Origin of the sequence: Duncaniella muris, assembly GCF_003024805.1 — a bacterium.
In the GTDB taxonomy this organism is placed as follows: domain Bacteria; phylum Bacteroidota; class Bacteroidia; order Bacteroidales; family Muribaculaceae; genus Duncaniella; species Duncaniella muris.
Genome location: NZ_PUEC01000019.1, coordinates 1 through 24,577 on the forward strand (window position 1 = coordinate 1; position 24,577 = coordinate 24,577).

Genomic DNA, 24,577 nt, shown 5'->3' on the forward strand with positions numbered 1-24,577 from the left:
AAAAGCATGGGGACTGAACGTTAGTCACGGGTTTTGCCACCCCCTAATCTGCCTTGTTCCATGCTTGTGATGCCTGATATTTGAAGATAAATTTATTCAAAAACATTTAACCGTACAAATGTACGACCCATAAGTTTTACAATCAATGGTAACTGTAGATCCATTAAGATCCTCAACCAGTTTATGAAGTTCCTCCAGGCTTAATTTTGTAATATCTATTTGCTCAACAACCTCATTCCCATCTGGAGCATCCCCAAAGAATGTGGATAACTCCTCATCAATGCGAGCCAATTCTGCATTACAAGCCTTAGCATCGGAAATAACTGTTGTTAAAACTTGCCTAAGAGCCTCTTGGAAAGCCTCCATTTCCTCGGATGATGCGTGGGTTGCCTCCTGGATCTTTTGCGATTGTTGGCTAATTAAGGCATCAACCGCTTGGGTGTAGGCATCACCAGTAAGGGTTGAAATTTCCTTTGATTTCTCAACACTTTCTGATATTACACTATCCCAGAGGGCATCAGTGGCATTTCTAAGATTTTCAGAGGCTACATCTACCACTTTATACATCTGGGTTGTTACGCCCTCTGGAGTTTGGTAGGTAGTCCATTGCATTTCCTTATGAGTTGCCTTATCTGCCTTTTTGATTAACTCATCAAGCTGTTTTTTCTGCTTTTCTCGGAGATCAGCATATTCTTGTTCAATATATTTAGCCTGGATCTTTGCTTTTGTAGTCCTCTCCAGAGCCTCAATAAGTTCATCATGTTTCGCAATCTGATCCTCCAGGGCACTATTTTCCTCCAATAAGGATATTTTATATTCCTCACACATAGCATTGATCTTTGCCAGTGCCTCCTGGTAGGTTTTAGTGTTTGAATCGGCTGTTTTAAGGATCGCAAAATAGGTGTTCAGTTTGGCATAGCCATCCTCAACCGTATCATTAAACTCCCCAGCCATAGTTTTCGCCTCCTCTGTTGTGTTATCAAACAGCATGAAAGCACTGATCAGCATTCCGAAAAGGGTTAATATAGCTCCTATCGGATTGGCTGCCATTGTAGCCCACAGCATTCTGAAAGCAGCGGTAACTTTGGTGGTTGCCGTTGCCAGCAATCCCTTTGTTACTACCTGGGCTTGTGTGGCTGCATTTTCAGCGATCGCAGCAGCTTTACCTTGAACGGAGGCAACGGTTTCAAGTTGTTTCTTTTTGGTGTAGAAATCCGTTTGGGCTGCCAGAGCTGCCTTTCTGGTTATGGTCTGGTTGTCTATAGCTCCAGCCAGTTTTTTCTCTGCTGTAGCGATCCTGGTTGCATCGCCAGAGGCTTTTGCCCAATACACCTCATATCGGGCTGCCTCAACCGCCTGGGTGGATGCTATAGCGGTTGTTTTGGCTGCCTGGAGTTTGGCAGCAGCCTCCTTAACGCTTAACCTCATGGCATTGAGAGTGGCATTCTGGTTTGCCACCTTTGTTGCCACCTCTTGCTCCAGAGCTGCCTTATAGATCGCACTCTTTGAGGATAGATCAATCTTACTAAGAGCCATCTTTTGCTCAACGGATAGCACACCCATCACCACCGCCTCATAGTTGGCACTGGAGGCAGTGATATTGAGATTGGATAGATACTCTTGCTGTTGAACTGTGAGGAGCTGTTGAATGGTGTTGATTCGGAGTTGTTTTACCAGATTTGCCTCATCCTCCGCTGTGAGCTGTTGCTGGAGGGCTGCAACGTGAGCCTCCTCCGCTGCTGTCATTGCTTTTGTCTGGGCTGCCACCTTACCAGTTGCAACCGCCTCAAGTTGCATCAGTTTCAGCTTTGCGGATCTGGCTGTATTGTCAATGAGAGCAACCCCAGTGTAACCCTTTGTTACAAGCGTCTGGAGCACCACTGCTGCCTTATAGGAGCCATAGGCAACTGTAACGGAGGTTAGGATCCTTAGAATCTCCTCCATGTGCTCCACTAAATTTGTAGCTCCACTGATACCAGCAGAGAAAACACCCTCTCCCTTTTCACCCAGATTATTGAGAGCCGTATCCCAGGCATCCTCCAGATTGGCGATCTGCCCAGTAAGGGAGGCGGATTGTTTCTCCATGAGGTTGTAGAATTGACCGCCAGCATCAGTCATTTTGTTTAATACCTCCTCAACTTCGGGGAAACCGATCTTACCAGCCGATACCATTTCATTGATCTTATCAGCCGTAACACCGTATTTCTCCGCCAGCTCTTTCACCAGAGGAATACCCCTACCAGTAAATTGTCTAACATCCTGGGCATATAGCCTACCTTGTACCATTGTGGTACCATAGAGGTAAACAATATCATTAAGAGGAATCGAAAGTCCAGAGGCAATATTTCCAAGCCTTACCAGGGTGTCATTTACTTTATCAGCAGACACTCCATAAGCCATAAGCTGTTTGGCACCCTCCGCAACTCCCATTAGATCAAACGGTGTCTTAGCTGCTGTTTCTACCATCTGATCCATGAGGGTTTTCGCCTTGCTCTGGCTCCCCAACATGGTTTCAAAGGCAATCTCTAACTGCTGGAATTGCCCTCGCACTTGCACAATGCTATTGAGCAATCCCATCATTCCTTGCCCTACCAGATAGTATGAGATATATTCTCCAGCCCTCTTTGCAAAGGATTGGAAAACATCCTCAACGCTCTCAACTTCATCAATAGCACTATTGGAGAAATCTCTGATTCTATTCTCCATTGCTTGTGCCGATACATTGAAATCGTCTATATCCAGAGTAGCCCTAAAAGCTAATGCACCGTCTATATTTTCCATTATATTATGCCTTTGATATAGTTTTTAATATCATCCTTAGTTTTTAGCTCTCTGTGAATAATTTTCTCTTGTTTGATCGGTTGTCCGTTCTCATCAGTCTGGATCTCCGCTGGTCTTAGTAGATCGGCTAACATAGTTTGCACGTTCAACCAGGAGATCCCCCAGAGCAAATAATCGTAAGTCCATCCAAACTGCTTTAGGATCTCCCCACGATACCCCCAGGGGCTACATAGCCCCCTTACTCTATCAGATTCGCTCTGTTCTCTTTCGGCTTGGTCGTTCCCATCTCCACGATTGATCTGATAGAGGAGGTAAAACCCCCTGGATTCATCATCTGGCTTATTACATCCGCCAGCCTTTTCAGCCTGGTTACTGTAAGGTGCTCAATAAAGAATTTCTGGAGCGTTTTCACCTCGGAGTTGGGTTTGATCACGGAGGGATCGTTAATGACTGCAACGGCAGCAATCTCCGCCATGAGGGGGATATACTTAAAGAGCTTTTTGCTCTCCTGGATCGGTTGATCCTGGATCGCCTCCTCATCATATTCTATCTGGATATATAGCTTTCGCAGATAGTCAATAGTTCCCAGATAGAGCGGTTTGATATAGAAATTCCTCTGATAGATATGCTCCATCGTTGTTTTCTCCACATTGGGCACATCTGCCTCCGTAACATCCCAACCTTTGGGAATGCGTTTATCCCTCCAGATCCTTGCTTTCTTAGGGAATTTCTTATTCCACCAGCGGATAAACCTGGGAGGTTTTACTGGGTAAATTTTCAGAGGCACTGTAAATTTAACACCCATCTGTAAGAGGGCATCAATGGCTTTCTCCTCCACCTCCAGGCGTTGCTGGCGGTTGAGTTCCGTTGGTTGTATCTGGTTGCTTTCTTTATCCATAGTAGTGAAAATTAAGCCCCCCATCCTGGGGTGGGATAGGAGGCTTTCCTGGTTCATTTTCGGGATCGGTTACGCTGTTGTCTTGGTGGGATCATTGAATGATTCATCCGCCATCAGCTCTGACTGATATTTGAGTGTCATAGGCACCAGGCAGATACCCTTTGCAGAGTAGGTGATCTCAAACTTGGGAATGATACGCACGTTGGCACATCCGACCATCAAACCCTCCTCTGGCTGCTGCCATACAGCCCATTCCTTGTAGGGGAGTTTCCTGGGGCGTACCCATTTACGTTTACCCTCCGATCCAGTGATAGTACCACCGAAATAACGAGCCATCAGCTCCAGATCGGGATCCATCAGAGAGAGCTGTACGTTGGTGGGAGTTTCACCAGTGAGCGTGATACGCTTGCTGGAGGTTTCAGATTTGTGCTCGGTGATTTCGGGATCATCATCAACGAGCTGGCAAGTGTCCTGGTAAACATCGCCCAGGTCAAGCCATCCATTTCCGTTAGGAGGCATAGAGCCATCCGAAAGAGCCTCATGGATCCAGATCTTTTTAAGACCCATTGTTGATAATATAGGCATGGTTTCTTTGTTTTTATTGGTTACACTTTTTATCTCTTACTGTTAGCTCCAGAGCCAGTGAAACAAAATGCTCATCGTGATCTGGTTCCTTGATCGGTGGATTGAGCCTCCCTATATTCCAGTTATAGCCCATCCCTCTCTCATAATGGTTTTGCAGTATCTCGATCACCTTTGCTCGGATCTCTATGAGCCGTTTGGTGTTGGTTCTCTTTACTGATTTTCCTCTCCCCATCGAGATAGTAAGATCTGGCACATGGATATTCACATTGATTTGACCGAATCGCACGGATCCCTCTCCGTCAATGGTATGAGGCACAATGATCACATCCTCCTGGGTGTAATCGTTTCGCTCATAGTCCACGCATCCAGAGATCATCTTTGCCACATCGCTCTCCTGGAGCAACTGGAAAACTCTTATTGCTATTTCCTCGGTTGTTATCATGCTACATTTCCAAATTTCTCCAGAGCCTTTTGCTTGGCTTTGGTTATCAGTTCTTTTACCACGATCGGAAACTCCTTTTTAGCTTTGAGTTCAGCAGGGAGGATCACGTTATATCCCTTAGCCTCTACATAGGCAGCATAATTCATTCCAGCTACTATAATGAGGGAGAATTTGTTGGGCAAAGAGGATGCTATTTTCATAGCCAGCTTTAACGCCTCCTCCGCACCCTCTCCAGGCTGGTTTGTCGCATCATAGTAAACTATTTCCTTATCCTTTACCACAGCATAGGCGATTGAGTTAGTGAGATTGCCAGTCCTATCAGTGTAGTTGTGGTTATCTTTGGCATATTTAGCCAGGCTTTCACCCAGATATTGCAGAGTGAAAATCGTGGCTTGCTCCAGGCGTTTCTGGAATAGCATCACCTCATCAAACACAGCTCCTTTACTGAATTGTGGCGTTATCCCCATAGCTCAATGTATTTGCGGTTTAACAGATCCAGGCTTTTGATCTCAAACTCATCCTCAATGCCATTCTCTCCAATCACTTTGATCAGCACACCGATAGCCAGATTACCCACTCCAGAAAAGTGCTTTGGGATAAACACGTTATAGTTGTAGGTGTATTCTTGCCCATCAGTGCCGATAAAGTGTTTTGCTGGCACCACATTATCAATCTGGCACTCACATCCAGGCTGCCAGTCAGATCCATCATCACTGGAGTACAATCCAGTTTCGGGATCCCTGGCTACCTGGGAGAGCGATTGGTATAAGAATTTGCCGTTGATCCTCATTGCTACCAGTACATTGACCCATCAGTAATTGAGGGGAGATCATCAACAAAATCATCAGCATCCAGATCGTTTTCAGTACACAAAGCCTTGATCCTTTTCTCCAGCTTATCTACATTGTAGCCCTGGGAGGATTTTCCCAGGCTATCACTGGAGAGCACGATCAGCTTTTTGAGCACCTTGATTGCAGCCACGGCAATAGGCTTTTTGTCCTCCTGGGTGTATTCAGCATCCAGATCGGTAACATTGGCATCCGCCAGGGCTTTCATCAAAGTGAGCCGATTTGGAGTGTATGGCTCCAGCTCTCCGATTAGGGCATCAAACTTTGTCAGATTCTCCATCTCTTACTCCTGGGTTAGGGCATCATTGAGAGCCTGGGTTTGTTCCTCTGTGAGCTTAGAGAGAGCGTTTTCCACGCCCTTAGCTTTGGCATTAGCAGCCACCGATACACCGATAGCAGCCAGAGCCTCCTTGATCACGTTGATCTCATAGCTTGTACCCTGGAAACTTACCATCTCCTTAGACTGGGGAGCCTCGGAGGGTGTGGGAGTTTCCACAGATATGATCACACACAGTTTGCGACTTACCATGTCATTGACACGGTTAAGATCGGATAATGTGAGCACATCACCCTTGCGGTGGATATGCTCAATATTATCACGATCCCTAAAGTCTGTTACAACTTTCAGTTTAAGCATACATCGGAAATTTAGGCGGTGGGCAATCCAGCGTTACCCTCATACTCGGATTTAGTCCAGTATGAACGTGCAACACCGTTTTCATCGTTGGGAACGGTCTTTTCCTCAAAGCCACGAACTTGCAGACACACGATCGCATCAATCTCTGTTACCAGAGGGAGCATCCTGGCAGCACCCTCCGTGTATTCAGCAGCAACCTGGTTGCCAGAGGCACCAGTACGCCACTTAGAAATACGAATGCCGTTGCCAGCGTTCAAGTAGTCCACATTGTCCTCCTCCATCAGCTCACTATCCTCAATGGCGGGCTGGATTTCAGCAACAACGCCAGCGGGCTTGATACCGATAAAGTTAGCATTCCAGGGCTGGATAGGATAGCGTTTGCCATCCTTCGCAATGCCCATCTTTCGTGTGATCACAGTGATCGGGGGGATCTGGTTCTCCTCCAGCAAATCGTTAAGCTCTGAAACCTTGACAGTCTGAGCCTTTTTATCATTGCCATGAGCCATGAGGCGTGTGCTCTCATCCATACGGATCCAGGTGTAGAGATCCTGGCTCATCAGAATTTCGCCAGGCTCAATGCCACGGTTGCGGAGATCAGAACAGATCATAGAAAGCATGAGGATCGGGTTCACCTTGCCAGCAGCGGTGTTTGCAGTGTTCCAGAGGTAGGCACTCATCAGTTTGTTTGCCTCGCTCATCTGGTAATCCACCTCATACGCACGACCGCCAGGGTTGTTTACCGCTGGGATAAACTGGCATACACCCCAGTTAGAGAAAGCAGTGAGGAGGATAAAGTCCATCACATCCTTACAGCCCAGATATGCGTTCTGCATATCGTTGCGGAAAGTCTTTTCAATGGCTTTTACCTTATCACGCTCCTTGATCCTGGGGTTCTCATAAACCTCCAGCATCTTACGGTATTCCCTGGCTTGGAGCTGGAATGTGTGTCCGATCCTGGGGATCTCACCAGTCCATATATCGAAACCATCAGAACGCCTCAAAGGTGTGGGGGATTCATTGCCTACCAGAGTAGCCATAAGGCGCAACCGATACTTACCCACAATAGCCTCCGCAGTGAGCGACATCTGGGGTGTGTTGTAGGCACACCACCGATCGGAGTAGGTTTTCTCAAAGAGAGCCACTTCCCTTTCAGAGGCTTTATCGAATGTTTTTCCCCAGGTTGCCAGGAGATCCAGAGGAGCACCGTTTTTGTGCAACCCCTTGAATGTTGAAAAAATTGATTTCATAGTTTACCGTTAGTGTGATTTAGTGAATTTCACATGAGGGTTGGCTTTGAGGAAAGCCCCAGTTTCATCTTTCTGGCTGGCAGGGATCGGGAGCACACGCCTCTCATAGAGGGCATACTGGAGAGTGTCAGCAGAAACATCCATTGAGGTTTCAAATTCCTTAACCTCATTGTCTGCCACCGTTACAGAGTTGGCAAGTCCTCTGGATTTGGATTTGGGAGTGGCAGCACCATCGGAGATAACCTCCTCCAGCACATCGCCCACAGCCAGACCAGCGATAGCAGCAGACAGAGTGATTTTGTAGATGTTGCCCTTTTCCTCCACCTTTGTTACGGTGGGAACGCTTGCTATTGCCGTGGCAGCAGCACCCTCTTTGAGGATCATATCACCAACAGCAAAGAAAGGAGCATAGAACTCATCGACAGCCAGAGTGATCTGCTTAGGATCCTCGGAGTCAATTTCAGCGACTTTTGCAGTCTTGATCACTTGCACCAGCCTGGTTTCCTCATCATAGATCGCCAGCACTCCACCAGGGATAATATCGCCATCAGCAAAATTCTGATTGCTCCTATCCAGGTTAAAGCCTCCGATCACTTTTGAGGGAGAGCCAGTAAAGATCGGGCGTGATCCAGTGAAAGAGTGTTTCTTGCGTTTCATCTTTACTTGTTAATTATTTTGCGGTTATTGATTCCAGCAAGCTATCGGCAGCCTCATCAACTTGCTTTTCACTTGCAGCTTTTTCGCCCTCCCCATCTTTGGGCATCAGACCATCTGTAATGAGATCTTGCTTAATGGCAGCCACAGCCTCCTCAATATCCTCCTCATCGGAGATTGATTTAGCCAGGCGGTTGCGGAGATAGCTGGGGATTTTGTGCTTTTCCATTGCGGTTGCAATATCGGAGGAGCGTTGAGATTTAGACTTTTCGCCCTCCATTTCAGCAATTTTTTCCTTGAGCTTTTTGATCTCTTCTGCGTGTGGATCATCGTTGCGCTCCGTTTTGCCCTTACCTTTGCCCTTGTCGGGATCTTCATCCTCTTTGGATTCTCCCTCCCCACCTTTGCTCTGGTTGGCGTTCTCCTTTGCGTTCTGCGCCCATCGTGTAGCCTCACCCTGGCTGGATTTGGCGATATTCACGATCTTGGTTGCAGTCTTTTCGATCAGCTCCTCATCGGTAGAATCATCCTCTACGACATCACCGATGCTTTCGGTGATCTCTTTAAGGTACTTCTCCGATAAATGAGTGTCTTTACAGCGGTCTTTGACCTTTGTGTAGAGTGCTTTGTTCATCGTTGATACTGATTAAATTATAGAATGGTGCAAATATAATAATTTTCCTCCAATAAATGCGTTTGGCAGACACACAAAATTAACCAGGTAAATAAACTATTTTTCAGTTACTTAAATTAGCCAGGTAAATTTTACTTGAAAAATAATTGCTGAAAAGTTTGGTATATTAAATAAAACACATTAACTTTGCGATGTGTTTGAAAAACACAGATAACTCAAACTGATTGCAACACCGAATTAAAAAAACAAAAGAAAGATATGGAAACAAAAATTGTTTATGTGGTTTACGGATCACGCACCGAGATCAGCAATCTTATCGCCTTTCTGGTATCTGGAGAATGGGCATTTAACTACAGCGGAGAATATCTGTATTTCCCCAACGATCCCACAGAGCTGATCAAAGAGGCTGGGATGGATCTCAAAGTAGTAACCGAAAACTGGTGTACAAACTGTTTCGGTTTTAAGGATGCTCCCAAGGAGTTTAATCACACAGTGGAAAGATCGGAAACAGTTGTTAAAGCTGATACGATCATCAAAACCAACAACCTCACCACTGCCTCTGAATACATGGCGTATTTCAAAACACACGGAGCCACCGAGATCCGAGATCCAGAAACCAGACAAAAGGGAGGCAGAAAGTATCTCCACAAAGGAAAAGTAAGCTATCTCTATCAATTCTAAAACCACCAGGGGAGGGGCAACCCTCCCCACAAAAGGAAAGCAGATCATGGCAGAAAATAAATTTAAGATCGGAGAGATCGTTGCCGTTTCCGACAAAAAGGAAAACATCCTATATACTGGTATGGTAAAAGGCTGGGATTATAACCTTTGCACATTTGAGATCCAGTATGATATTGACTATTACAACGCAAAAAATGAGCGTGTTTTTACGCTTATGGGAGCACCAGAAAACAAGCTCCAGAGCCTAACTCTTACCGATAGACAGAAAGAACTTTTTGAGGAGTTGATCCAGGGATCAAAGAGATACGGTAAACTTGCTATTGAGAATTGCGAAAAATGGGTTTCCGCTGGCTATGCTGGAGGCAAAACCACTCCAGATAAGCTCTATTGTTATTGTGGAGAGGGTAATGGCTACCAGGGAGCCGATGTTGCTCCAGCCAACCGAATTGCGGTGATCTTTGATACCAGGGAGGCAGCTATGATAAATAGTGGAAATGCTGGTGATAATGGGTATGGCGAAAGGATAATGCTGGAACCGATGGAGGCTTACACTTATTTCAATATCCTCCAGACGGATGCCTACAGAGTAGCAATGATGGCTCTAAATGTGATAACAAACGGACTTTAACCAGGAGGGGAGCAATCCCCTCCACAATGCAACACCGATAATGGGAATACTTAAAGATGTGATCCGTTCAGTGATCGAAAAAGATGCAAAGGAAAGAGGGCTGGATATTCAGTTTCTTGATACCCCTACCAGGGTGATTAAGACAGCAGCCCAGGCGAAATATGATGATGTAAGACGTGCGGAACCTGGCTATGTGCAAGGCGTTCACAGAGCCAGGAAAGAGGCAACACCCTCCATTTGCCGATCATGCAAACACAGCATGAGATATGGATCGGGGATCTATTGCTCCTGGACTGGTAAGACACTCCACAATAAGAAAAGCAAGTGTAACAACTATGTAGAGAAAGGAGGCACCAATGGATAAAGAAATGATTGTGGATCTCCAGAGCTACTTTGATGGCAGGGGCAAACTCAACAACGCGATAACAGCGATTAAGTGCTACTCCAGGGATTCCAAAGAATCCTCCGTATTTTTTGGCTATGTGGATGGATTCAAAAACAAACGCACAATTAACATCCCAATAGACCCCAAAGATCTTCTCCCGATCCTGGAAAAATATGTGAATAATATAGATATTCAGATCATGGAGATCACCAATCCAAAAATCCTGGATTATGAACTTTCCCCAGATGGCATACCCTCTGGCTGGGAGCAAAACATAAGAGAGAGCATTGAATCTGCCTTAAAGTGGTATAATCACGATCTGGCAAAAGGCACTCCAGGTTATGAGCTTTGGAATGAAATAACGGATCAATCTGGAGTATGGGAAACGCCAAACTGTTTTATCGTGAATGACCTGGGCGATGAATCAAAGGATGATATGCTCCTATTACAGATCACCAACCCCAATGAGGTAATATCTGGATTATCACGGATGGTACCAGTAACAATAAAACTCAAATTCATAAGCAGATTAAAAGGATAATAATATGGCAACACTAATCAAAGCAGACGGAACCAAAGAAACGATCCAGCCCCAGAACGGCACGGATTTCTCCCTGGAGGAGTTGCAAAAGTATGTGGATGGATATATCCAGGAGGTATGCCTCAACAACCAGGAGGATGAGATCCTGGTACTCAACGAGGATGGGAAAGATCGCTATACAACCAACAAGACTGCAACCGAGCTGGCACTGAAACACCGTGCTATCTTCCCCTGGGATTGGATTGATGGTGATGTGGTACTCTGTAAAAATTCAGAGGTTCGATGATCACCATAAACGGCACAACATTCTACGATAAACCAGGGAGCTGCGGATCATGCCCCTGGTTTAACAGTGGATCTTCCAGACTATCTCCCAACCCAGGGAAAGGGCATTGCACCATGTTTGATGAAATGCACCACCGATACATCAACCCTCCCAGACGGTGCCAGAAACTCTTTAATAAGGCCTTTCGGATGCCAGAGGGGAGTAACTTAGTAATTGTAATCAATTCGGAAAATGATGGAAACTAAAACTCATACAGTTCATTTTACACTGGGTGAAAATTTTGGCAGGGTTATAGTAAAGATAGCCAGAGAGCACCTAACAATGAATCTGAATCCTAACAAAGCTCTATCAGCTATCCAGGATAGTTTGGTAGGGTGCCCCAGAGATATAGCATTAAAGATCCTCTCTGGAGAGCTGATCATAACCACCGACAAAGATAAAGTTTCGGTTAATGTAAGCAAATACACCCCAGACATGAAAGATCTTTACCCTCCATTCTATATTGAGGAGTGGGCTGGGCAACAGATCCTAAACATGAGAGAGGATGCGGAGGAGTGGATCAATGCACTCAATCATCTGCGAAAAGCCATTATAGATGCGGATGGAGAGTTTAAGATCACAGTTTCTTATGATCGCCTATTAAGATTTTTCTATGATGGTGATAGCGAGAATCTGATTGATCCGTTTATGGATGGTTCAGAGGATAACATCCTGGCAAATATTAAAACCACGATCAATGGGGTACGCAAATTCTCTGAAATGGCTTTTAAGAAAATGGCTGTTATTGAATGGCTGGGCAAGGCATATCCTGGAGAGATCCCCGATGGATTTGTTATGCCTTACCAGGTGAGAGATCTTAACACCCAGCTTACAACCCTTTTGTTTGATGATAAGTCAGTAAAGCAGGAGATCGCCAGACGTAACTACAGATTTGATTTGCTGGATCGTTTCCTACAGAGCGAAAGGGATATTGCGAAAACGCTCAACAACGGCATTATTCAACCAGTGGAGATCACTGATAACTATGATGCTGGCTGGTTATCTCCGAGTGGGGATTTTTATGGTCTTAATGGAGAATATGCAAATATGCTCCATATTCAGATAGCCGATGCCCTTTTACAAGCCAGAGTGATCCCCAATGAGGTAGATTGCAATGCGGATGTTTGGCTGGAGGAAAAAGGCTGGGTAAAGATTCATGGAGATATAATACATTACGATGGGTACTCTCAAAAACCGATGGTAAGAATAACCGAAAAGCAGAGAGAGCAACTGGTAAGATATGGCAATGTATGCCACAGAGGTTTTTTGAAATTCGGTTATAGATTCAATCAGATCTCCATGATAATGTTTTCATCTATTGAGCCTCTAATGCTTGGTAAACTATTTGAATTATAAAATATGGAAAAATCAGTAAAACGCTTTAACGGAAACGCGATATACAACCCCAGCGGAAAGGCTGGGGAATATGCTGCCTGGGCTTGCAATTTCTTTACTGGGTGCTCCAACGATTGCGAGTATTGCTATTGCAAAAAGGGATTCCTGGCAAAGGTCTGGAGTGATAAAGCCCAGCTCAAAAAGTGTTTCAAGGATCGGGATCATGCCCTGGAGGTTTTCACCAGGGAGATAGATGCCAACCTGGAGGCTCTGCAAGCCTCTGGATTGTTCTTTACGTTCACCAGTGATCCAATGCTCCAGGAAACCAGAGATCTCACGCTGGAGGCGATCTTTACCGCTAACTCCAGAGGGATCCCAGTTCAGATCTTAACAAAGAGAGCTGATTTCCTGGATCACCAGTCAATGAAAGCTCTGAAATTGATCGCTGGCTCAATCGCCTGGGGTTTCACGCTTACTGGGCATGATGAGCTGGAGCCTGGTGCCTCCTCCAACATTGAACGGCTCCACGCTATGAAAAGACTGCATGACTGGGGATTTAAGACGTTTGCCAGCATTGAGCCAGTGGTGGACTTTGCCAGTGCTTTCTCAATGATCAATCTCTCCCTGGGTTATTGCGATCTCTACAAAATAGGTCTTATGAGCGGAAAGCGATACAACGCCCAGGAGAGATCAGAGGCTCATTTTCTCCTGGATATGCTGAAAGAGGCTCCTGGCAGATACTATCTCAAAGATAGCCTAATTAAGTTCCTGGAGATAGACAGAGCGGATCTGCCAGCCGATAAGTTTGTGAGTGTAGAGTTTAATATATTCAAGTAAAACCAACTATTATGAGTTATTGCCCAGATTGCGGATGCAAAATGTATAATGGCGTTTGCTCAAACTGCCATGAGGATCTGATTATATTTGATGAGTGCCTGGAGTATGGCATTGAAATGAGTGAGGAGTTTCTGGAGAGTGTAGATGAATGTAGGGAACGCCAGAAAGAATATGCCCAGAGGGAGGATGTTAAACGAGCTATCGGTAAGCAATGAGTAAACTTTTAGCAATATGGCGGATTCTCTGGGCTGATCATTATGCTGTTTTCACCTTTGAGGATGCTGCCCCAGATCCTACCTGGCTAACAGTGCCAACATTTCGCTGGATCGTATGTAAGACCTGGAAAGAGTGTGATCTATTCTGGTTTATTCGGCAACGATTAACCAGCATTGAAAAGTATAATTCACCGATGGAGCAATGAATAAATTAAATGGACTTATAATAGAGAGTGAGGTTTACATAGCCAAAATATCTGATAATCCAGCAAATCGCTGTGAACAATGTGAGTGTAGTTGGTGTGATGGCGAAAAACTTGGCGATGCTCTTTGTAAGGCTGTATTATGTAGTAATGAATACTTGATACTATCTCAATCTTTGACGCATAAAATTAAAGATTGTAATGAGTGAGAAATGCCATTATATCCGTGTGCGTGGCGTGGGGCGTGTGCTGATCCCTGGCTGTATGGCGGTTGCTGTAAGTGGAGATCTGGATCAATGCACTTGTAACGCTTCACCCACACCACATGAGGAGATAGAACGGCTCAAAAAAGAGAATGAGAACCTAAAAGCAGAAATAAAACGGCTCAAAGGTTTGTTATATTAAATATAATAGTTACCTTTGTGTCTGATAAACGCATTTAGTATGAAACAGCAAAGGAAAGTAATCCACGTTGAACTCCATGAGCCATACCAGGGAAAGCGACACTATTATTTTGGCAGCGTGGCAGCCATATATGATGTGCTCCCCCTGGATGTGGTAGGGATCGCCAGAGAAACGCTCTGGAATACCCTCAATGATGGGGAATACACTGGCAGACGTGCCACTATCAGAAAGGGCACACTACATTCAAAAGAAACCAACAGAGGCATAAAGAAAGGAGGCAACGATGATCGGAGCGATAATAGGTGATATTGTGGGATCACCATACGAATTTCACAACACCCAGGATTATGATTTTCCCTGGCTCTCTCCAGGGAGCACTTTCACTGATGATACCATTTGCACTATTGCAATAGCAGATGCAATTAACAGACGGATCACCAGGAATGATGGAGATCCGTGCTATATGGCTAATCTCTTACGCTGGTGTAGAAAGTACCCCAATCCCAAAGGCGGTTATGGAGGTAGGTTTGCCCAGTGGATCCAGTCAGAGCACCCAGAGCCTTATAACAGTTTCGGGAATGGATCCGCTATGAGAGTAAGCCCTATCGCCTGGGCATTTGATGATCTCTCACAAGTGCTCCAGGAGGCAGAAAAGACTGCAATGATCACCCACAACCATCCAGAGGGTGTAAAAGGAGCCGTTTGTGTGGCTCACATGATCTGGGCTGGCAGACACGGAATGAGAGGGAGTGAGCTTATGGAGATCTCTCAACGATATTACCCAGGCTGGGAGCTGAAAGCCCCAGAGATCGGCAAATTTGATGAAACGTGCCAGGGCACTCTACCAGTATGTTTCTGGGTTTTATTTTACGCAGATTCATTTGAGGATGCGATACGCAGAGCCATCGCCATTGGTGGAGATAGCGACACAATAGGAGCTATCGTTGGAGCAATGGCAGAGGCGATCTGGGATATACCAGAGAAGATATGGCTTTCCACTCTCTCCAGGCTCCCCAGGGATATGCGTAATGTGATAGAGCGTTTCTATGAAAACGTGCTCCCAGACAAATGAAAATCACGTTTACCATTCCTCCAGAGATAGTTGCCAGGATCATCATGGAGGAAAAGATCAAAGCAGTTAAAGCTCTGGTTGCCGATCTCAATTCAGAGATCCAGGATCCCAGGCACAAATACACCTGGCAGCAGCAAGAGGGTTGTATATACATCCTCAAAGGAATAAACATAGTAACATCTATCTGATATGGCAAAAGATTGGAATAACGCTGGATTTTTCTCTGGGATCACGGAGGATTATTCAAACTATCGCTGGTACAAAGGAGAACCCCAAAACCCCTACATAGGAAACACAGAGATGCCTCTGGCAGCCTCCCTCTGGGAGTATGAGAGAAATTTCCATGCCTCCTACCTGGATCAGTGCGACACAAGCCGATCCCTGGCAGAGGCATACAAGCAATGGAAAGCGGAATTTATCCAGGAGTATTTACCTGGTAAAGCCCCCAATCCTTATGGAGATACAACCGATTGGGGAAAGGTGTTTGAAACTGGTAAACGATAACCAACAGCACCAGACAATAACGGGTCCAGATTGCATAGGCAGTTTGGATCCGTTTCTTTTATAGCTCCTCCAGCTCAACAACCCAGCCCCTACCAAATCCATACTTTTGAGTAGTTTCCTGGTACACTTTGAGTACCTTGAACCTGGAGCCAGCTCTAAACACAATCTCATCCTCACTGGGATAATAGGAGATCGGCTTTATATTGGCTCCCTTTTTACTCTTGATCACCAGCATAAGGTTATCACCAAACATGGTGGTTTTATCTATGTTGGTGGTGGAACTCATCAGAGCCTTATTCACATAGGGAGTGCCAGAGGATAGGCATTTCTGCATATCGGCTATATAGGTTGATAGAAGACCCTCCTCAAACGAGATCCCAGAGAAAACAGTACCCTCATAGCGTGGCAGCTTTTCCAATACAGCGTTTGTTGCCTGGATATACTTAGGACATAGCCCATCATAATCCACAACACGCCCATAGGAGGGATCTGGAACGCCATAACTGTAACGATTGATCCACTTGGATCCACGGCTATAGCGGTTGATCAATCCCAGTTCATCCTCACTAATACCAGTAAGCCTGGAAAATTCAGCGATCTCTGTTTTATTGTAACAGTATTCTGTGAGCTGGAAACGCCCTCCTACTGGTGTCATAGCGGAATGATTGAGCGGAGCATCCAGATACTCCTCCAGGGCTTTCTGGGCACTCTCAACGGTTTCCCCATTGAGCTTAACCAATCGCCCTTGCTTTGAGAGATATTTCAAAGCCAGCTCTTTCTTATAGTCTGCCATCCTCATGTAGGCAGCATTGACATTATACGCCCACTGACTACCAGAGGCAGCCATTTCTGCATTGTAAGCATCCAGGAGCCTTGCCAGCTCCAACTTTTCCTCTGCTGTAGCATAGAGATCAATCACAGATCCATCACCTCCAGCAGTTTTAGCCAGTTTCGCCAGCCTTGCCTTTTCAATCGCCAGGATCTTAGCGTTACCTCTGGCAGTAATCGCTCGGATCTCGTTTGCAGTCGCTCCCTGGCTTATGGCATCAGCCAGCTCCGCCTGGATCTCTTTGAGTGGTTTACTCTTGCTCTGGAATCCCAGAACGGTATTAGCATCAGCAATCGCCAACTGGAGATCCTTTTGAGCCTCCACCTTTGCCAGTTGAGTATTGAGCATCTTAACCATTTCTGGAGAGGTCGGAAACTTGTTTTTATCGGCTACCCATTGAGCCTCAAATTTGAGTTTCTTTATCTGATAATCCAGATCTCCAGTTGAGATCTTATCCAGAAACGCCTTGTAAGCGTCATAGAGGCTCTGCACGGCACTTTCCCCATACTTGGCTACTAATTCCTGGTGGTGTTTCTCCTCTGGCGTAGGAGGCTTTAATATTTGCTCCACCGCCTTTTTGTTATCCTTGATAAAATAGGGCAATGTGCCTTTCTGCTCCGCCTGGTTGTATCTCTCCTCGTTGGCTTTGATCCAGTCCTGGAATTGATCGGGCATTTCCTCAACGGCTCCTCCAGGGTGAACGGTGCCAGGATCCTCTCCATCCAGGATCTTATCAACCATATTGCTCACATCCTCTTTGTTTGCCAGTACTGGCACCATGTAGCAACGGCAATTAGGGTGCCAGCCAGTCCACTTGAAATCCTTTGGGTAGATCCCTTTCAGATCATCACAAATATCCTCCGTTGGATGATTATTGCTCAACTTGATCTCCACACCGATCACAAAGGGGAGCTGCTGCCATCTGTCATAATCAGCGGTGCGATATGCAATGTTGGTTTCAGTCCTGGCTAACCTCTGGGCATTTCGGGAGGAGGAGCGATAAACACCCCTCCCTGGGTGATAGTTTTTGGGGTTATCATCTATCCACTTATAGCCACCACTTTCACTGTCAAATACCCTCCGTTTCCACTTGTAGCCCCAGATCGGAGTGCCATCATCGTTTTCACCGATCTTGACACGAAAACGCCTATAAAAGCGATCTGGATCATTGAGGTACTTTTTGATCTTTGAGGCTAACTGGTTTGCTGGTGTGCCCTCTCCGATAGCCAGATCCAGGCTCATTTCCAGCTCTGATTTATACATACCAGTGTACCTCCAGACTTTCTGAGATAGATCCAGCCCCTCATCACCAGTTTTCCTGGCAAAGAAAGCATCCATAGCCTCCATGTTGCGCATGAAGAATTTGGCAAAGTGGTGATCCTCGATAGATCCTTTGCCGAAAATGGCTTTAACCAGAGCATCGTTATTCTCATTTGCCATCAGCCACTCTTTGCCGATCCCCTCTTTGATCGCCTGGTAGGTGCTGCTATACATTGAGCGGAAAAGCGGTGTCACCTCATCGCTTAATCCATACTCCGAAAAGGAGAAAGGCTTTCCCTCCTCCAGTTCCACATCTTTTACCAGGTCAATGATCTGTGAGAGCATCCTCTGGTATATAGAGCGAACTTTGGCAGCATATCCCTCCGTGCGTTTGAATAGCTGCTTTTGCATCTGGTTAAAGTCCAATTTCGGCATAATCATTTATGGCTAAAATGTTCACAATGATCCCTGGTCAGAAACTTGCTATACTTGTGGAAAGAGCATTTGCATAAAATCCAGTGCCCATCCAGAGCCTTGCTGTGAAAGTCGGTAGCGTGTTTGCAATCCTGGCAAGAGTGCTGGGGTTTGCTCGGTGTTACTTTCTTTGCCATCATTCAGCCTCCCCAAAAGCATCCATTTTATTCAGCTCTCTCTGTTGCTCCAGTTGTTGAGCCATTCGCTCCGCCTCCTCTTGCTTAATACGATCCATTTCAGCCTTAACATCCTTAACCAGATAAGACATTTCCAGGTAGGTTTCACGGCTCAACGCTCCATCATTGTACTGCTTGGAGAGATCGGCAAGCATTTCACTCACATCATCACCAAACGGTTCCTGGAACTCATGGCGCAACACCAGGGCATCATATTGAGCCTTGTTGCGATAGTCCAGCACATTCCCCATTATGGCTTTCATAATGGAGGCGTGGCGATTCATGTAGCCATCGTGTTTCTCCTTGTGTCGCTCCGCCTTGATGACTGCAAGCAACATGATTTTGCGGATAGCCTTAGCCGATAGGTTGCCCAGGCTTTTCATGTTATCAAAATCTATGTTGGGAGTGAACGACTTGGAGAGGATATGTTTATCCAGACGTTCAAACTGGTTGCGCTTGCTTTCGCTCGCTTGATCCCATGTAAGGTAACGCACATCGCCACCGTTTTTGAGGATATACAGCTTTGCCTCATCCTCCGCTTTAGGCAGAGAATTAAGGATCTCCGCTGTTGCCACCATCGCTGGGTTGGCAAAGCGATCAATCACATCAGCCTCGGTGCTTTCACTATCCTCTATCTTTTCGATCAGAGGTTGAACGCTGGAGTGCTCTGGAACTTGCTCAAAGAGCAACACTGGGATTTTGCCTACTGGGTTGGGCATAACCAGCACCTCCCATCCCACACTTTCACGCTTGGCACGATAGATTGTATCAGCGGTGTAAATATCCACATGATACACGGTGCGATTGCCAGCCTCGGTAAGATAGTAGCCCCAGGCAAATGAGGTCAAACGCTTGTACTGGTCTTTGACGATGTAGATCGTATCTCCGTTTTCGTGGGAAAGGAGATTGAGGAGGAGCCTGGGGTTGTTATCTTCATCCTTATAGCAATGATAGAGGATCGCAGATACACCCTCCGCTCCAGCAGCACGTTTCGCCTCCCTAATAATAGAGTTGAAACGGATCTCCCCCATGAGGTTCTGGTAATAGGAGAAAGCATCATCGGTGCCCTCGGATCCCTGGCTCCATTTCACTGGTCTGCCATAGAGGAAAACCAGGGCGATCTCATTGATGAAAGGTTGGTAAGGGATAGGAATTTTGTTGCGCTTGCTCCAGCGGAGGAAATTGCCCTTTTTGTCGTACACAGCACGATCCTCACGCTCCATCACCTTATGAGTGTTGATCTCATATTCCTTGCGGAATTTGGCAGCGGATTCAGAGCGATCACGCATCATAGATAGTGCCCTGGTTACATCCCTGGATGCAAGCAGCTCGGCAAAAGACTGTTGATAGCCCACAGCAGCCTTGATCTCGTTTTGAATTGCGTTGATTAAACCCATATCAGTTTATTTTCAAGTTAAACCTAAAATTTGCTCTATATTGTCGGGGATCTCCACCTCATTGTAATCAAACCAGGATCGCATAAGAAACAGATCCCTCCAGTCTGGGGAGTGCCCTATATCGTTTTTGATCTCCTCTTTCGGCTTTAGCTGGAGCTTTCCATCACTATCACCTTTCCAGGTTTGCAGTTGTTCCAGCTCACGCACGATCTCCTCTCTCTCCGCCTGGCTTACAATATCCTCCTCCATACCTACCTCATTGGCGTTTATATGCTCCGCCAGCTTGTAGCCACATTGAGCCTGGAGGTTTCTGTAATTCTCTCCAGCCAGAGCAACAGAGTTGTTTACAAAGCCCTGGATCTCGCAATTATCAACCACGCCACCTCCAACGCCATCCTCATCCACAATACAGCGATAGTTAGGGATCCTATACTTTTTCTGTTTGTTGATAATCCAGGTTTGAATCTCGGTGGTTGTGCTGGTGGGGAAACTGATCTTTTCAATGATAGTCCACCCATCCCAGACCGCCAGCCTCGCATAGTCCGCTCCGAAACGTGCAATATCTCCAGTGATATAGTGTTTACCAGTACGCACGGAGATCTTATTGCCGAATATAGCACATATAGCATCATAGGAGCATAGGGCATTGGGGTTATCATCGTAATCCCAGTTACCCTTAAACAGTCGCTCAAACTTAACCTTATCAGAGGTTGATCGCAGACCCTCTATGTAGTCTGGATCTATAAAGGGGTTTTCTTGCACCAGACACGCAACATAGTAGCGATACTCCAGGAGCACCCCAGTTTTCCAGGGCTTGTAGAAAGTATCATACATCCAGTTCTTTTTGGGGTTACAAGTGATAAAGAGCTTTCGTTTCAATCCCAGCTCTGCATTAAGGCAGCGACCCACACGAGTTTTTAGAGTATCATAGGCACCGAAATTAACCTCACCGCCCTCCTCAATCCAGCCACCAGTAAACTCAATGGAGCCATAACGCTCATAGAGCGGATCACCTGGCTTAAACTGGAGATCCAGAAAGTCAATCCTGGAGCCATTCCAAAACTCAATGTAATTCAGTTGCCCATTGTATTTCCAGAGATCATCTGGCACACCATACATCTTTGCAACTCGCTTGAACGTGATATAGGTTGATTGGGTGATCCTCTTTAGCTCGGCACGACCAACAAACCATTTAGTACCAGCATAACAGAGGCACATAAAAAGCAACCAAACGGCACCAGTCCACGATTTAGCACCACCAGCAGCACCACCATAAAGGATCTCCACATGATCTGAATCGGTCAATATCTGGAGAGCCAGAGATTGCTTTTCATGTTTCTTGCCATCTCTGGTGGTGATGAAATCGAAGCATCCACGCCTCCACAATTCCATCTTGACTGCAAGTGCCATCGGCACTGATACCGCTTTGTTAGCCATTATTGCCAGCCTTGATCTTTTCCAGGAGCGTGTTGTATTGCATCAGCTCCTCCACAGAAAGAGCTGATAGATCAACATCGTTGCTTGTTACCTGGGCATTAATCTCACTTTCGATCGGCTGGGTTGCTTTGCCAAACAGATACTCAATTATCCAGCGGATAGTTGAGCTTTCACCCTTTGCTGATTCACGGCTTATCGCCTGGGAGAGGACAATAAACACCTGGCTTATCACCTCATCCTTTTTCAGCTTAGGGATCGGCTCCCCATTCTTGATCTTCTTAACTATCTCCTGGAGATCCTGGTTTAGCTCAACGCTTAGGGCAGTGGCTTGGCGTATATCTACACAGAGCAACGCCTGGAGCAAATCCTGGATCTGCCCCTGGGAGAAATCGCCATTGGCTGCCAGATCTATCCCATACCGCTTTTTCAGTACGGTGTAGATCTTTGGTTTCCTCCTATTCTCTGGTTGATTGTCGGAGGAAAAGCGGTTGCCAATCTTATTTCCAGGTTGAAATAATTTCTTTGCCATTTTTCGTTGTATCTCCGTAGTAACGTGTTTGTCAAACACACTTTATAGGTAAAGAAAATCAGACAGCGTTTCACCGTCTGATCCTCTTTACCTGGTGAACGTATTACTGGGCGTTCTGGGCATTCTCTTTCTCTTGCTCCTGGTACTTGTTATAATACCAGGCGATCAGATCCTCACCCACATCATCAAAGGCATTCAGCTCATCTGCCAGAGCAACTGCCTTATCTGTTACGCCCATAATGAGCTGCTGTTGTCTGGGGGTTGCTGTAAACGCCCCAAACTCTCCGTTTAATTGCTCATGGATCACCTGGATCTCATCAGCAGATAGTTCGATCTTTTTCATAATACTTTACTTTCTATGAATAATTTACAAATTTAACGATTATAGCTTATACTTTCGTGCTATGTTGATCACTCTTTTGGTGTAGCGGTCTGACTTGCCATGCACAGCTTTGGTTACAGCCTCCGCCCAAAACTCACTTACGTTTGTAGCACCATAAGAGCCATAGCCCTTTTTCTTTTTATCTCCCAGCCATCGGTGATAGAGCTGGGTGATCTCTTTCTTAGCACCCCTGGCATTGGCACTACTCATGTGAGCATTCCAGGTTGCGTGTGCCAGCTCATGTGTGATCGTGTGCTGGAGAGGTGCGTTTGTTCGGTTTTTGAAACCAGTATCGTAGTGCTTGGTTCTCACATCGGATATGATAGCCTTTCGTTTGCGATCAAAGAATTTCTCATTGAGGAGAATACCAGCACTCTTGCCCTCTCCTCCGATATAGGTTACACCCAGTGCATTCATGCCAGAGAGATCAGCGATCCTTACACTCCTCTCCCTCACACCCAGCACAGCATGAAATCGGGAAATGCCTTGTTGCAGTTCTTTTGCTACCGATCGGTCATTTATCGTTGATATGGAGCGTGAATTTTTCACAGCCTTAGCGACAATGCCAGCATTGGCACCACCACCAGACACATTCACAACTCCGCCAGAATTTCTGCCCATGTTATTTCTTTTTGGCGTTTATAAAATCAGTTACATACAGCAGCCCATGTTTCCTACAGAACTCCTGGATCTCATCTCCACCGCCATACACGATCAGATTAGGTCTTTCAAGTCCAGAGATCTCCTGGGCTACCTGGAGATCGGATTTTAAGCTCTCCATCCACCCATCCAGCCCACGGGTAAAAAAGGCGTTATATCCTTTGGGGATCCCCATTTTATTGTATTCAATGAATTTGTGGGAAACATTGAGATCAGCATAAACTTTGATACCGCACTCCTGGAGGTATCGGCAAAGCCAGCGTTTCTTATAGATCAACTGAATACCCCAGGCGATAGGGGTTTGATCATGGCAGCTACAATTAGGCTCAACAACCGCCTTGCATCCACTTGTGAGCAACTTGATCGGATCCTTAAAAAGAGCCTCAAAACGATAATCATCAACGTAGAAATGATACGTTGTTACATCCTTTCTCAATCGGCTGTTTGCTCCCCAGGGAGATAGAGGCAGCTCCAGGTTTCCAGCTTGCTCCTCCAGTAACAGAGTGGGGATCTCAAAGATATTATCGCTCGGATATAGCACATCCTTAAACATTGAGCGATAGAAAGCCTCTTTCTCATCAGCTTCATCATCGGGATCCTCATCCTCGCTTTCATCATCCGCTGGATCATCATCTGGATCCTCCAGACCATCCTCTTGTTTCGGAGCCTTAGCCTTGCTCTTTTTCGGCTTTTCCTCCTCCAGGGAAAGATCTGGGATCACAAGTCCTATGGCATCATAATCCACATCTTTGAAAAGATCCTCCGTGTTGAGAATGTTCTGATCCCATTCTCCGTTATTTATATTCCCTCGGAGGATAATTTCCCTCTCATCCTCTGGAGTTGTATCAATGTAGAGCACGGTTGGCACCTCTTTCAGCTTTAGTTTTTTTGCAGCTTTGAGCCTTTGGTTGCCATCCAGTACAACCAAAAGCCCATCACGCTCAACGATCGCCAGAGGTCTATGCTCATAGAAACCGTTGATCTTTATAGATTCCACCAGGCGTTTCATCCCTTTGGGAGTGATACTCCTGGGGTTCTCTGGCAGATTATGGAGATCCGTAACCTTACGCCATTCCAGAGGCTCACTTATCATCGCTCACCTCGCTTTCCTGGCTATCCTTGATCTCATCAACCGTATCAACTGGTGCCATCTTCATGTTATCCACCTCATCCATCACAGCAAACGCCTTGCGTATGATCTCCGCCACACGCACAAAGCGATAATGCTTTCTGTTTCCCAGGTAAATCAGACGGCTCCCATCATTCACATCAAAGCCCACGGCATAAAAGCGACCTCTGTAGTCCAGAGGCAGTCCTATTGAGCCGTAGATATACACCTTATCGGCACTAATCCTGGAGATCGTTGCCGTTCTGTTATACTTTCCATTGAGGAAAATATCTACTTGATCTCCCTTTTGGGAGTGGTTCCTGGGGAGGATTTTTACAATATGATCCCCCAGAGTTTCCCTTAACCCTCCCAGCACAAATAACACCATGAGGATCAGAAAGAGAGAAACAGTAATAATCAGTATATCCATTGTGAAAAATTTACTCGGTTAATGTATGTTGCAAAGAT

Annotated in this window: 33 protein-coding genes; 13 read left to right on the forward strand and 20 right to left on the reverse strand. The window is 45.8% G+C overall.

All coding sequences use genetic code 11. The features are described 5' to 3' along the window. Window positions 1–96: 96 nt before the first annotated feature. From C5O23_RS08790 to C5O23_RS08840, 11 genes are all read right to left on the reverse strand, one after another. Window positions 97–2,781 carry a tape measure protein gene (locus C5O23_RS08790; RefSeq protein ID WP_107032573.1) on the reverse strand — a complete coding sequence of 895 codons (2,685 nt, stop codon included), beginning with the start codon at window positions 2,779–2,781 and terminating at the stop codon, window positions 97–99. Between the two features lie 238 nt (window positions 2,782–3,019). Continuing rightward, window positions 3,020–3,736 (reverse strand): hypothetical protein, encoded by a 717-nt coding sequence (locus tag C5O23_RS08795; RefSeq protein WP_240597762.1) that lies wholly within the window; start codon window positions 3,734–3,736, stop codon window positions 3,020–3,022. A gap of 12 nt (window positions 3,737–3,748) precedes the next feature. Further along, window positions 3,749–4,264: a hypothetical protein gene (locus C5O23_RS08800; RefSeq protein ID WP_107032574.1), complete on the reverse strand. Its 516-nt coding sequence runs from the start codon at window positions 4,262–4,264 to the stop codon at window positions 3,749–3,751. A 13-nt stretch (window positions 4,265–4,277) separates the two neighbouring features. After that, window positions 4,278–4,706, reverse strand: coding sequence for a hypothetical protein (locus C5O23_RS08805; protein WP_107032575.1), 429 nt, complete (start codon window positions 4,704–4,706; stop codon window positions 4,278–4,280). Further along, a complete protein-coding gene (locus tag C5O23_RS08810; protein ID WP_107032576.1) occupies window positions 4,703–5,173 on the reverse strand; it encodes a hypothetical protein in 471 nt (156 codons plus the stop codon). Before C5O23_RS08810 ends, C5O23_RS08805 begins: the two co-directional genes overlap by 4 nt. Then, the gene (locus C5O23_RS08815; protein WP_107032577.1) at window positions 5,164–5,496 is read right to left on the reverse strand and encodes a hypothetical protein; all 333 of its coding nucleotides are present in this window, start codon (window positions 5,494–5,496) and stop codon (window positions 5,164–5,166) included. The genes C5O23_RS08810 and C5O23_RS08815 overlap by 10 nt, the downstream gene beginning before the upstream one ends. Window positions 5,497–5,498: 2 nt before the next feature. Further along, window positions 5,499–5,834, reverse strand: coding sequence for a DUF6706 family protein (locus tag C5O23_RS08820; protein WP_107032578.1), 336 nt, complete (start codon window positions 5,832–5,834; stop codon window positions 5,499–5,501). 3 nt (window positions 5,835–5,837) lie between these two features. Beyond that, the gene (locus C5O23_RS08825; RefSeq protein ID WP_107032579.1) at window positions 5,838–6,191 is read right to left on the reverse strand and encodes a hypothetical protein; all 354 of its coding nucleotides are present in this window, start codon (window positions 6,189–6,191) and stop codon (window positions 5,838–5,840) included. Between the two features lie 11 nt (window positions 6,192–6,202). Next, on the reverse strand, window positions 6,203–7,438 hold the full coding sequence (locus C5O23_RS08830) for a hypothetical protein (RefSeq protein WP_107032580.1): 1,236 nt from the start codon (window positions 7,436–7,438) through the stop codon (window positions 6,203–6,205). A 9-nt stretch (window positions 7,439–7,447) separates the two neighbouring features. Continuing rightward, window positions 7,448–8,095 carry a hypothetical protein gene (locus tag C5O23_RS08835; protein WP_107032581.1) on the reverse strand — a complete coding sequence of 216 codons (648 nt, stop codon included), beginning with the start codon at window positions 8,093–8,095 and terminating at the stop codon, window positions 7,448–7,450. A 13-nt stretch (window positions 8,096–8,108) separates the two neighbouring features. Next, window positions 8,109–8,726, reverse strand: a complete 618-nt coding sequence (locus C5O23_RS08840; RefSeq protein WP_107032582.1) for a hypothetical protein — start codon at window positions 8,724–8,726, stop codon at window positions 8,109–8,111. A 258-nt stretch (window positions 8,727–8,984) separates the two neighbouring features. Between C5O23_RS08840 and C5O23_RS08845 the strand changes: the two genes are divergently transcribed. From C5O23_RS08845 to C5O23_RS08875, 7 genes are all read left to right on the forward strand, one after another. Continuing rightward, a complete protein-coding gene (locus C5O23_RS08845) occupies window positions 8,985–9,407 on the forward strand; it encodes a hypothetical protein (RefSeq protein ID WP_107032583.1) in 423 nt (140 codons plus the stop codon). Window positions 9,408–9,453: 46 nt separating this feature from the next. Beyond that, window positions 9,454–10,035, forward strand: coding sequence for a hypothetical protein (locus tag C5O23_RS08850; RefSeq protein ID WP_107032584.1), 582 nt, complete (start codon window positions 9,454–9,456; stop codon window positions 10,033–10,035). Between the two features lie 40 nt (window positions 10,036–10,075). After that, window positions 10,076–10,399 (forward strand): hypothetical protein, encoded by a 324-nt coding sequence (locus C5O23_RS08855; protein ID WP_107032585.1) that lies wholly within the window; start codon window positions 10,076–10,078, stop codon window positions 10,397–10,399. Beyond that, window positions 10,392–10,961, forward strand: coding sequence for a hypothetical protein (locus tag C5O23_RS08860; protein ID WP_107032586.1), 570 nt, complete (start codon window positions 10,392–10,394; stop codon window positions 10,959–10,961). Before C5O23_RS08855 ends, C5O23_RS08860 begins: the two co-directional genes overlap by 8 nt. A 4-nt stretch (window positions 10,962–10,965) precedes the next feature. Next, window positions 10,966–11,247, forward strand: a complete 282-nt coding sequence (locus C5O23_RS08865; RefSeq protein ID WP_107032587.1) for a DUF3846 domain-containing protein — start codon at window positions 10,966–10,968, stop codon at window positions 11,245–11,247. A 231-nt stretch (window positions 11,248–11,478) separates the two neighbouring features. Next, window positions 11,479–12,642: a hypothetical protein gene (locus C5O23_RS08870; protein WP_133166532.1), complete on the forward strand. Its 1,164-nt coding sequence runs from the start codon at window positions 11,479–11,481 to the stop codon at window positions 12,640–12,642. 3 nt (window positions 12,643–12,645) lie between these two features. Continuing rightward, the gene (locus tag C5O23_RS08875; RefSeq protein ID WP_107032589.1) at window positions 12,646–13,458 is read left to right on the forward strand and encodes a radical SAM family protein; all 813 of its coding nucleotides are present in this window, start codon (window positions 12,646–12,648) and stop codon (window positions 13,456–13,458) included. A 59-nt stretch (window positions 13,459–13,517) separates the two neighbouring features. On the opposite strand, the gene C5O23_RS14305 is transcribed toward C5O23_RS08875, so the two are convergent. Beyond that, on the reverse strand, window positions 13,518–13,688 hold the full coding sequence (locus C5O23_RS14305; protein ID WP_161553581.1) for a hypothetical protein: 171 nt from the start codon (window positions 13,686–13,688) through the stop codon (window positions 13,518–13,520). 187 nt (window positions 13,689–13,875) lie between these two features. Between C5O23_RS14305 and C5O23_RS14160 the strand changes: the two genes are divergently transcribed. From C5O23_RS14160 to C5O23_RS08895, 6 genes are read left to right on the forward strand one after another with little or no spacing between them, the layout of a single operon-like run. After that, window positions 13,876–14,085 carry a hypothetical protein gene (locus tag C5O23_RS14160; RefSeq protein WP_133166533.1) on the forward strand — a complete coding sequence of 70 codons (210 nt, stop codon included), beginning with the start codon at window positions 13,876–13,878 and terminating at the stop codon, window positions 14,083–14,085. Then, entirely contained in the window at window positions 14,078–14,281 is a 204-nt protein-coding gene (locus tag C5O23_RS14165) for an FtsB/FtsL family cell division protein (protein WP_133166534.1), read from the forward strand. The genes C5O23_RS14160 and C5O23_RS14165 overlap by 8 nt, the downstream gene beginning before the upstream one ends. 39 nt (window positions 14,282–14,320) lie before the next feature. Beyond that, window positions 14,321–14,587 (forward strand): hypothetical protein, encoded by a 267-nt coding sequence (locus C5O23_RS08880; RefSeq protein ID WP_107032590.1) that lies wholly within the window; start codon window positions 14,321–14,323, stop codon window positions 14,585–14,587. Further along, on the forward strand, window positions 14,565–15,353 hold the full coding sequence (locus C5O23_RS08885) for an ADP-ribosylglycohydrolase family protein (RefSeq protein WP_107032591.1): 789 nt from the start codon (window positions 14,565–14,567) through the stop codon (window positions 15,351–15,353). The genes C5O23_RS08880 and C5O23_RS08885 overlap by 23 nt, the downstream gene beginning before the upstream one ends. Then, window positions 15,350–15,541, forward strand: coding sequence for a hypothetical protein (locus tag C5O23_RS08890; protein ID WP_107032592.1), 192 nt, complete (start codon window positions 15,350–15,352; stop codon window positions 15,539–15,541). The genes C5O23_RS08885 and C5O23_RS08890 overlap by 4 nt, the downstream gene beginning before the upstream one ends. A gap of 1 nt (window position 15,542) precedes the next feature. Beyond that, a complete protein-coding gene (locus C5O23_RS08895; RefSeq protein WP_107032593.1) occupies window positions 15,543–15,857 on the forward strand; it encodes a hypothetical protein in 315 nt (104 codons plus the stop codon). Between the two features lie 58 nt (window positions 15,858–15,915). Here C5O23_RS08895 and C5O23_RS08900 read toward each other — a convergent pair whose 3' ends face one another. The 8 genes from C5O23_RS08900 to C5O23_RS08935 all read right to left on the reverse strand — a co-directional run bounded on the left by C5O23_RS08900 (window position 15,916) and on the right by C5O23_RS08935 (window position 24,539). Then, window positions 15,916–18,381: an ADP-ribosyltransferase domain-containing protein gene (locus C5O23_RS08900; protein WP_240597763.1), complete on the reverse strand. Its 2,466-nt coding sequence runs from the start codon at window positions 18,379–18,381 to the stop codon at window positions 15,916–15,918. 175 nt (window positions 18,382–18,556) lie between these two features. Continuing rightward, complete coding sequence (locus C5O23_RS08905; protein ID WP_107032595.1) at window positions 18,557–19,993, reverse strand: phage portal protein; 1,437 nt, start codon at window positions 19,991–19,993, stop codon at window positions 18,557–18,559. A gap of 12 nt (window positions 19,994–20,005) precedes the next feature. Further along, entirely contained in the window at window positions 20,006–21,430 is a 1,425-nt protein-coding gene (locus C5O23_RS08910; RefSeq protein ID WP_240597764.1) for a phage terminase large subunit, read from the reverse strand. Continuing rightward, window positions 21,423–21,959, reverse strand: coding sequence for a hypothetical protein (locus tag C5O23_RS08915; RefSeq protein ID WP_107032596.1), 537 nt, complete (start codon window positions 21,957–21,959; stop codon window positions 21,423–21,425). The genes C5O23_RS08910 and C5O23_RS08915 overlap by 8 nt, the downstream gene beginning before the upstream one ends. A 103-nt stretch (window positions 21,960–22,062) precedes the next feature. Then, a complete protein-coding gene (locus tag C5O23_RS08920) occupies window positions 22,063–22,302 on the reverse strand; it encodes a hypothetical protein (RefSeq protein WP_107032597.1) in 240 nt (79 codons plus the stop codon). A 39-nt stretch (window positions 22,303–22,341) separates the two neighbouring features. Next, on the reverse strand, window positions 22,342–22,962 hold the full coding sequence (locus C5O23_RS08925; protein WP_107032598.1) for a M90 metallopeptidase family protein: 621 nt from the start codon (window positions 22,960–22,962) through the stop codon (window positions 22,342–22,344). Window position 22,963: 1 nt separating this feature from the next. Continuing rightward, window positions 22,964–24,010, reverse strand: a complete 1,047-nt coding sequence (locus C5O23_RS08930; protein ID WP_240597765.1) for a DUF4417 domain-containing protein — start codon at window positions 24,008–24,010, stop codon at window positions 22,964–22,966. Between the two features lie 73 nt (window positions 24,011–24,083). After that, the gene (locus tag C5O23_RS08935; RefSeq protein ID WP_107032600.1) at window positions 24,084–24,539 is read right to left on the reverse strand and encodes a hypothetical protein; all 456 of its coding nucleotides are present in this window, start codon (window positions 24,537–24,539) and stop codon (window positions 24,084–24,086) included. Between the last annotated feature and the right edge of the window lie 38 nt (window positions 24,540–24,577).

Coding starts and splice junctions, on each gene's coding strand:
- C5O23_RS08790 (WP_107032573.1), bottom strand. CDS start 2,781: ATGGAAAATATAGACGGTGCATTAGCTTTTAGGGCTACTCTGGATATA.
- C5O23_RS08795 (WP_240597762.1), bottom strand. CDS start 3,736: ATGAACCAGGAAAGCCTCCTATCCCACCCCAGGATGGGGGGCTTAATT.
- C5O23_RS08800 (WP_107032574.1), bottom strand. CDS start 4,264: ATGCCTATATTATCAACAATGGGTCTTAAAAAGATCTGGATCCATGAG.
- C5O23_RS08805 (WP_107032575.1), bottom strand. CDS start 4,706: ATGATAACAACCGAGGAAATAGCAATAAGAGTTTTCCAGTTGCTCCAG.
- C5O23_RS08810 (WP_107032576.1), bottom strand. CDS start 5,173: ATGGGGATAACGCCACAATTCAGTAAAGGAGCTGTGTTTGATGAGGTG.
- C5O23_RS08815 (WP_107032577.1), bottom strand. CDS start 5,496: ATGAGGATCAACGGCAAATTCTTATACCAATCGCTCTCCCAGGTAGCC.
- C5O23_RS08820 (WP_107032578.1), bottom strand. CDS start 5,834: ATGGAGAATCTGACAAAGTTTGATGCCCTAATCGGAGAGCTGGAGCCA.
- C5O23_RS08825 (WP_107032579.1), bottom strand. CDS start 6,191: ATGCTTAAACTGAAAGTTGTAACAGACTTTAGGGATCGTGATAATATT.
- C5O23_RS08830 (WP_107032580.1), bottom strand. CDS start 7,438: ATGAAATCAATTTTTTCAACATTCAAGGGGTTGCACAAAAACGGTGCT.
- C5O23_RS08835 (WP_107032581.1), bottom strand. CDS start 8,095: ATGAAACGCAAGAAACACTCTTTCACTGGATCACGCCCGATCTTTACT.
- C5O23_RS08840 (WP_107032582.1), bottom strand. CDS start 8,726: ATGAACAAAGCACTCTACACAAAGGTCAAAGACCGCTGTAAAGACACT.
- C5O23_RS08845 (WP_107032583.1), top strand. CDS start 8,985: ATGGAAACAAAAATTGTTTATGTGGTTTACGGATCACGCACCGAGATC.
- C5O23_RS08850 (WP_107032584.1), top strand. CDS start 9,454: ATGGCAGAAAATAAATTTAAGATCGGAGAGATCGTTGCCGTTTCCGAC.
- C5O23_RS08855 (WP_107032585.1), top strand. CDS start 10,076: ATGGGAATACTTAAAGATGTGATCCGTTCAGTGATCGAAAAAGATGCA.
- C5O23_RS08860 (WP_107032586.1), top strand. CDS start 10,392: ATGGATAAAGAAATGATTGTGGATCTCCAGAGCTACTTTGATGGCAGG.
- C5O23_RS08865 (WP_107032587.1), top strand. CDS start 10,966: ATGGCAACACTAATCAAAGCAGACGGAACCAAAGAAACGATCCAGCCC.
- C5O23_RS08870 (WP_133166532.1), top strand. CDS start 11,479: ATGATGGAAACTAAAACTCATACAGTTCATTTTACACTGGGTGAAAAT.
- C5O23_RS08875 (WP_107032589.1), top strand. CDS start 12,646: ATGGAAAAATCAGTAAAACGCTTTAACGGAAACGCGATATACAACCCC.
- C5O23_RS14160 (WP_133166533.1), top strand. CDS start 13,876: ATGAATAAATTAAATGGACTTATAATAGAGAGTGAGGTTTACATAGCC.
- C5O23_RS14165 (WP_133166534.1), top strand. CDS start 14,078: ATGAGTGAGAAATGCCATTATATCCGTGTGCGTGGCGTGGGGCGTGTG.
- C5O23_RS08880 (WP_107032590.1), top strand. CDS start 14,321: ATGAAACAGCAAAGGAAAGTAATCCACGTTGAACTCCATGAGCCATAC.
- C5O23_RS08885 (WP_107032591.1), top strand. CDS start 14,565: ATGATCGGAGCGATAATAGGTGATATTGTGGGATCACCATACGAATTT.
- C5O23_RS08890 (WP_107032592.1), top strand. CDS start 15,350: ATGAAAATCACGTTTACCATTCCTCCAGAGATAGTTGCCAGGATCATC.
- C5O23_RS08895 (WP_107032593.1), top strand. CDS start 15,543: ATGGCAAAAGATTGGAATAACGCTGGATTTTTCTCTGGGATCACGGAG.
- C5O23_RS08900 (WP_240597763.1), bottom strand. CDS start 18,381: ATGCCGAAATTGGACTTTAACCAGATGCAAAAGCAGCTATTCAAACGC.
- C5O23_RS08905 (WP_107032595.1), bottom strand. CDS start 19,993: ATGGGTTTAATCAACGCAATTCAAAACGAGATCAAGGCTGCTGTGGGC.
- C5O23_RS08910 (WP_240597764.1), bottom strand. CDS start 21,430: ATGGCTAACAAAGCGGTATCAGTGCCGATGGCACTTGCAGTCAAGATG.
- C5O23_RS08915 (WP_107032596.1), bottom strand. CDS start 21,959: ATGGCAAAGAAATTATTTCAACCTGGAAATAAGATTGGCAACCGCTTT.
- C5O23_RS08920 (WP_107032597.1), bottom strand. CDS start 22,302: ATGAAAAAGATCGAACTATCTGCTGATGAGATCCAGGTGATCCATGAG.
- C5O23_RS08925 (WP_107032598.1), bottom strand. CDS start 22,962: ATGGGCAGAAATTCTGGCGGAGTTGTGAATGTGTCTGGTGGTGGTGCC.
- C5O23_RS08930 (WP_240597765.1), bottom strand. CDS start 24,010: ATGAAACGCCTGGTGGAATCTATAAAGATCAACGGTTTCTATGAGCAT.
- C5O23_RS08935 (WP_107032600.1), bottom strand. CDS start 24,539: ATGGATATACTGATTATTACTGTTTCTCTCTTTCTGATCCTCATGGTG.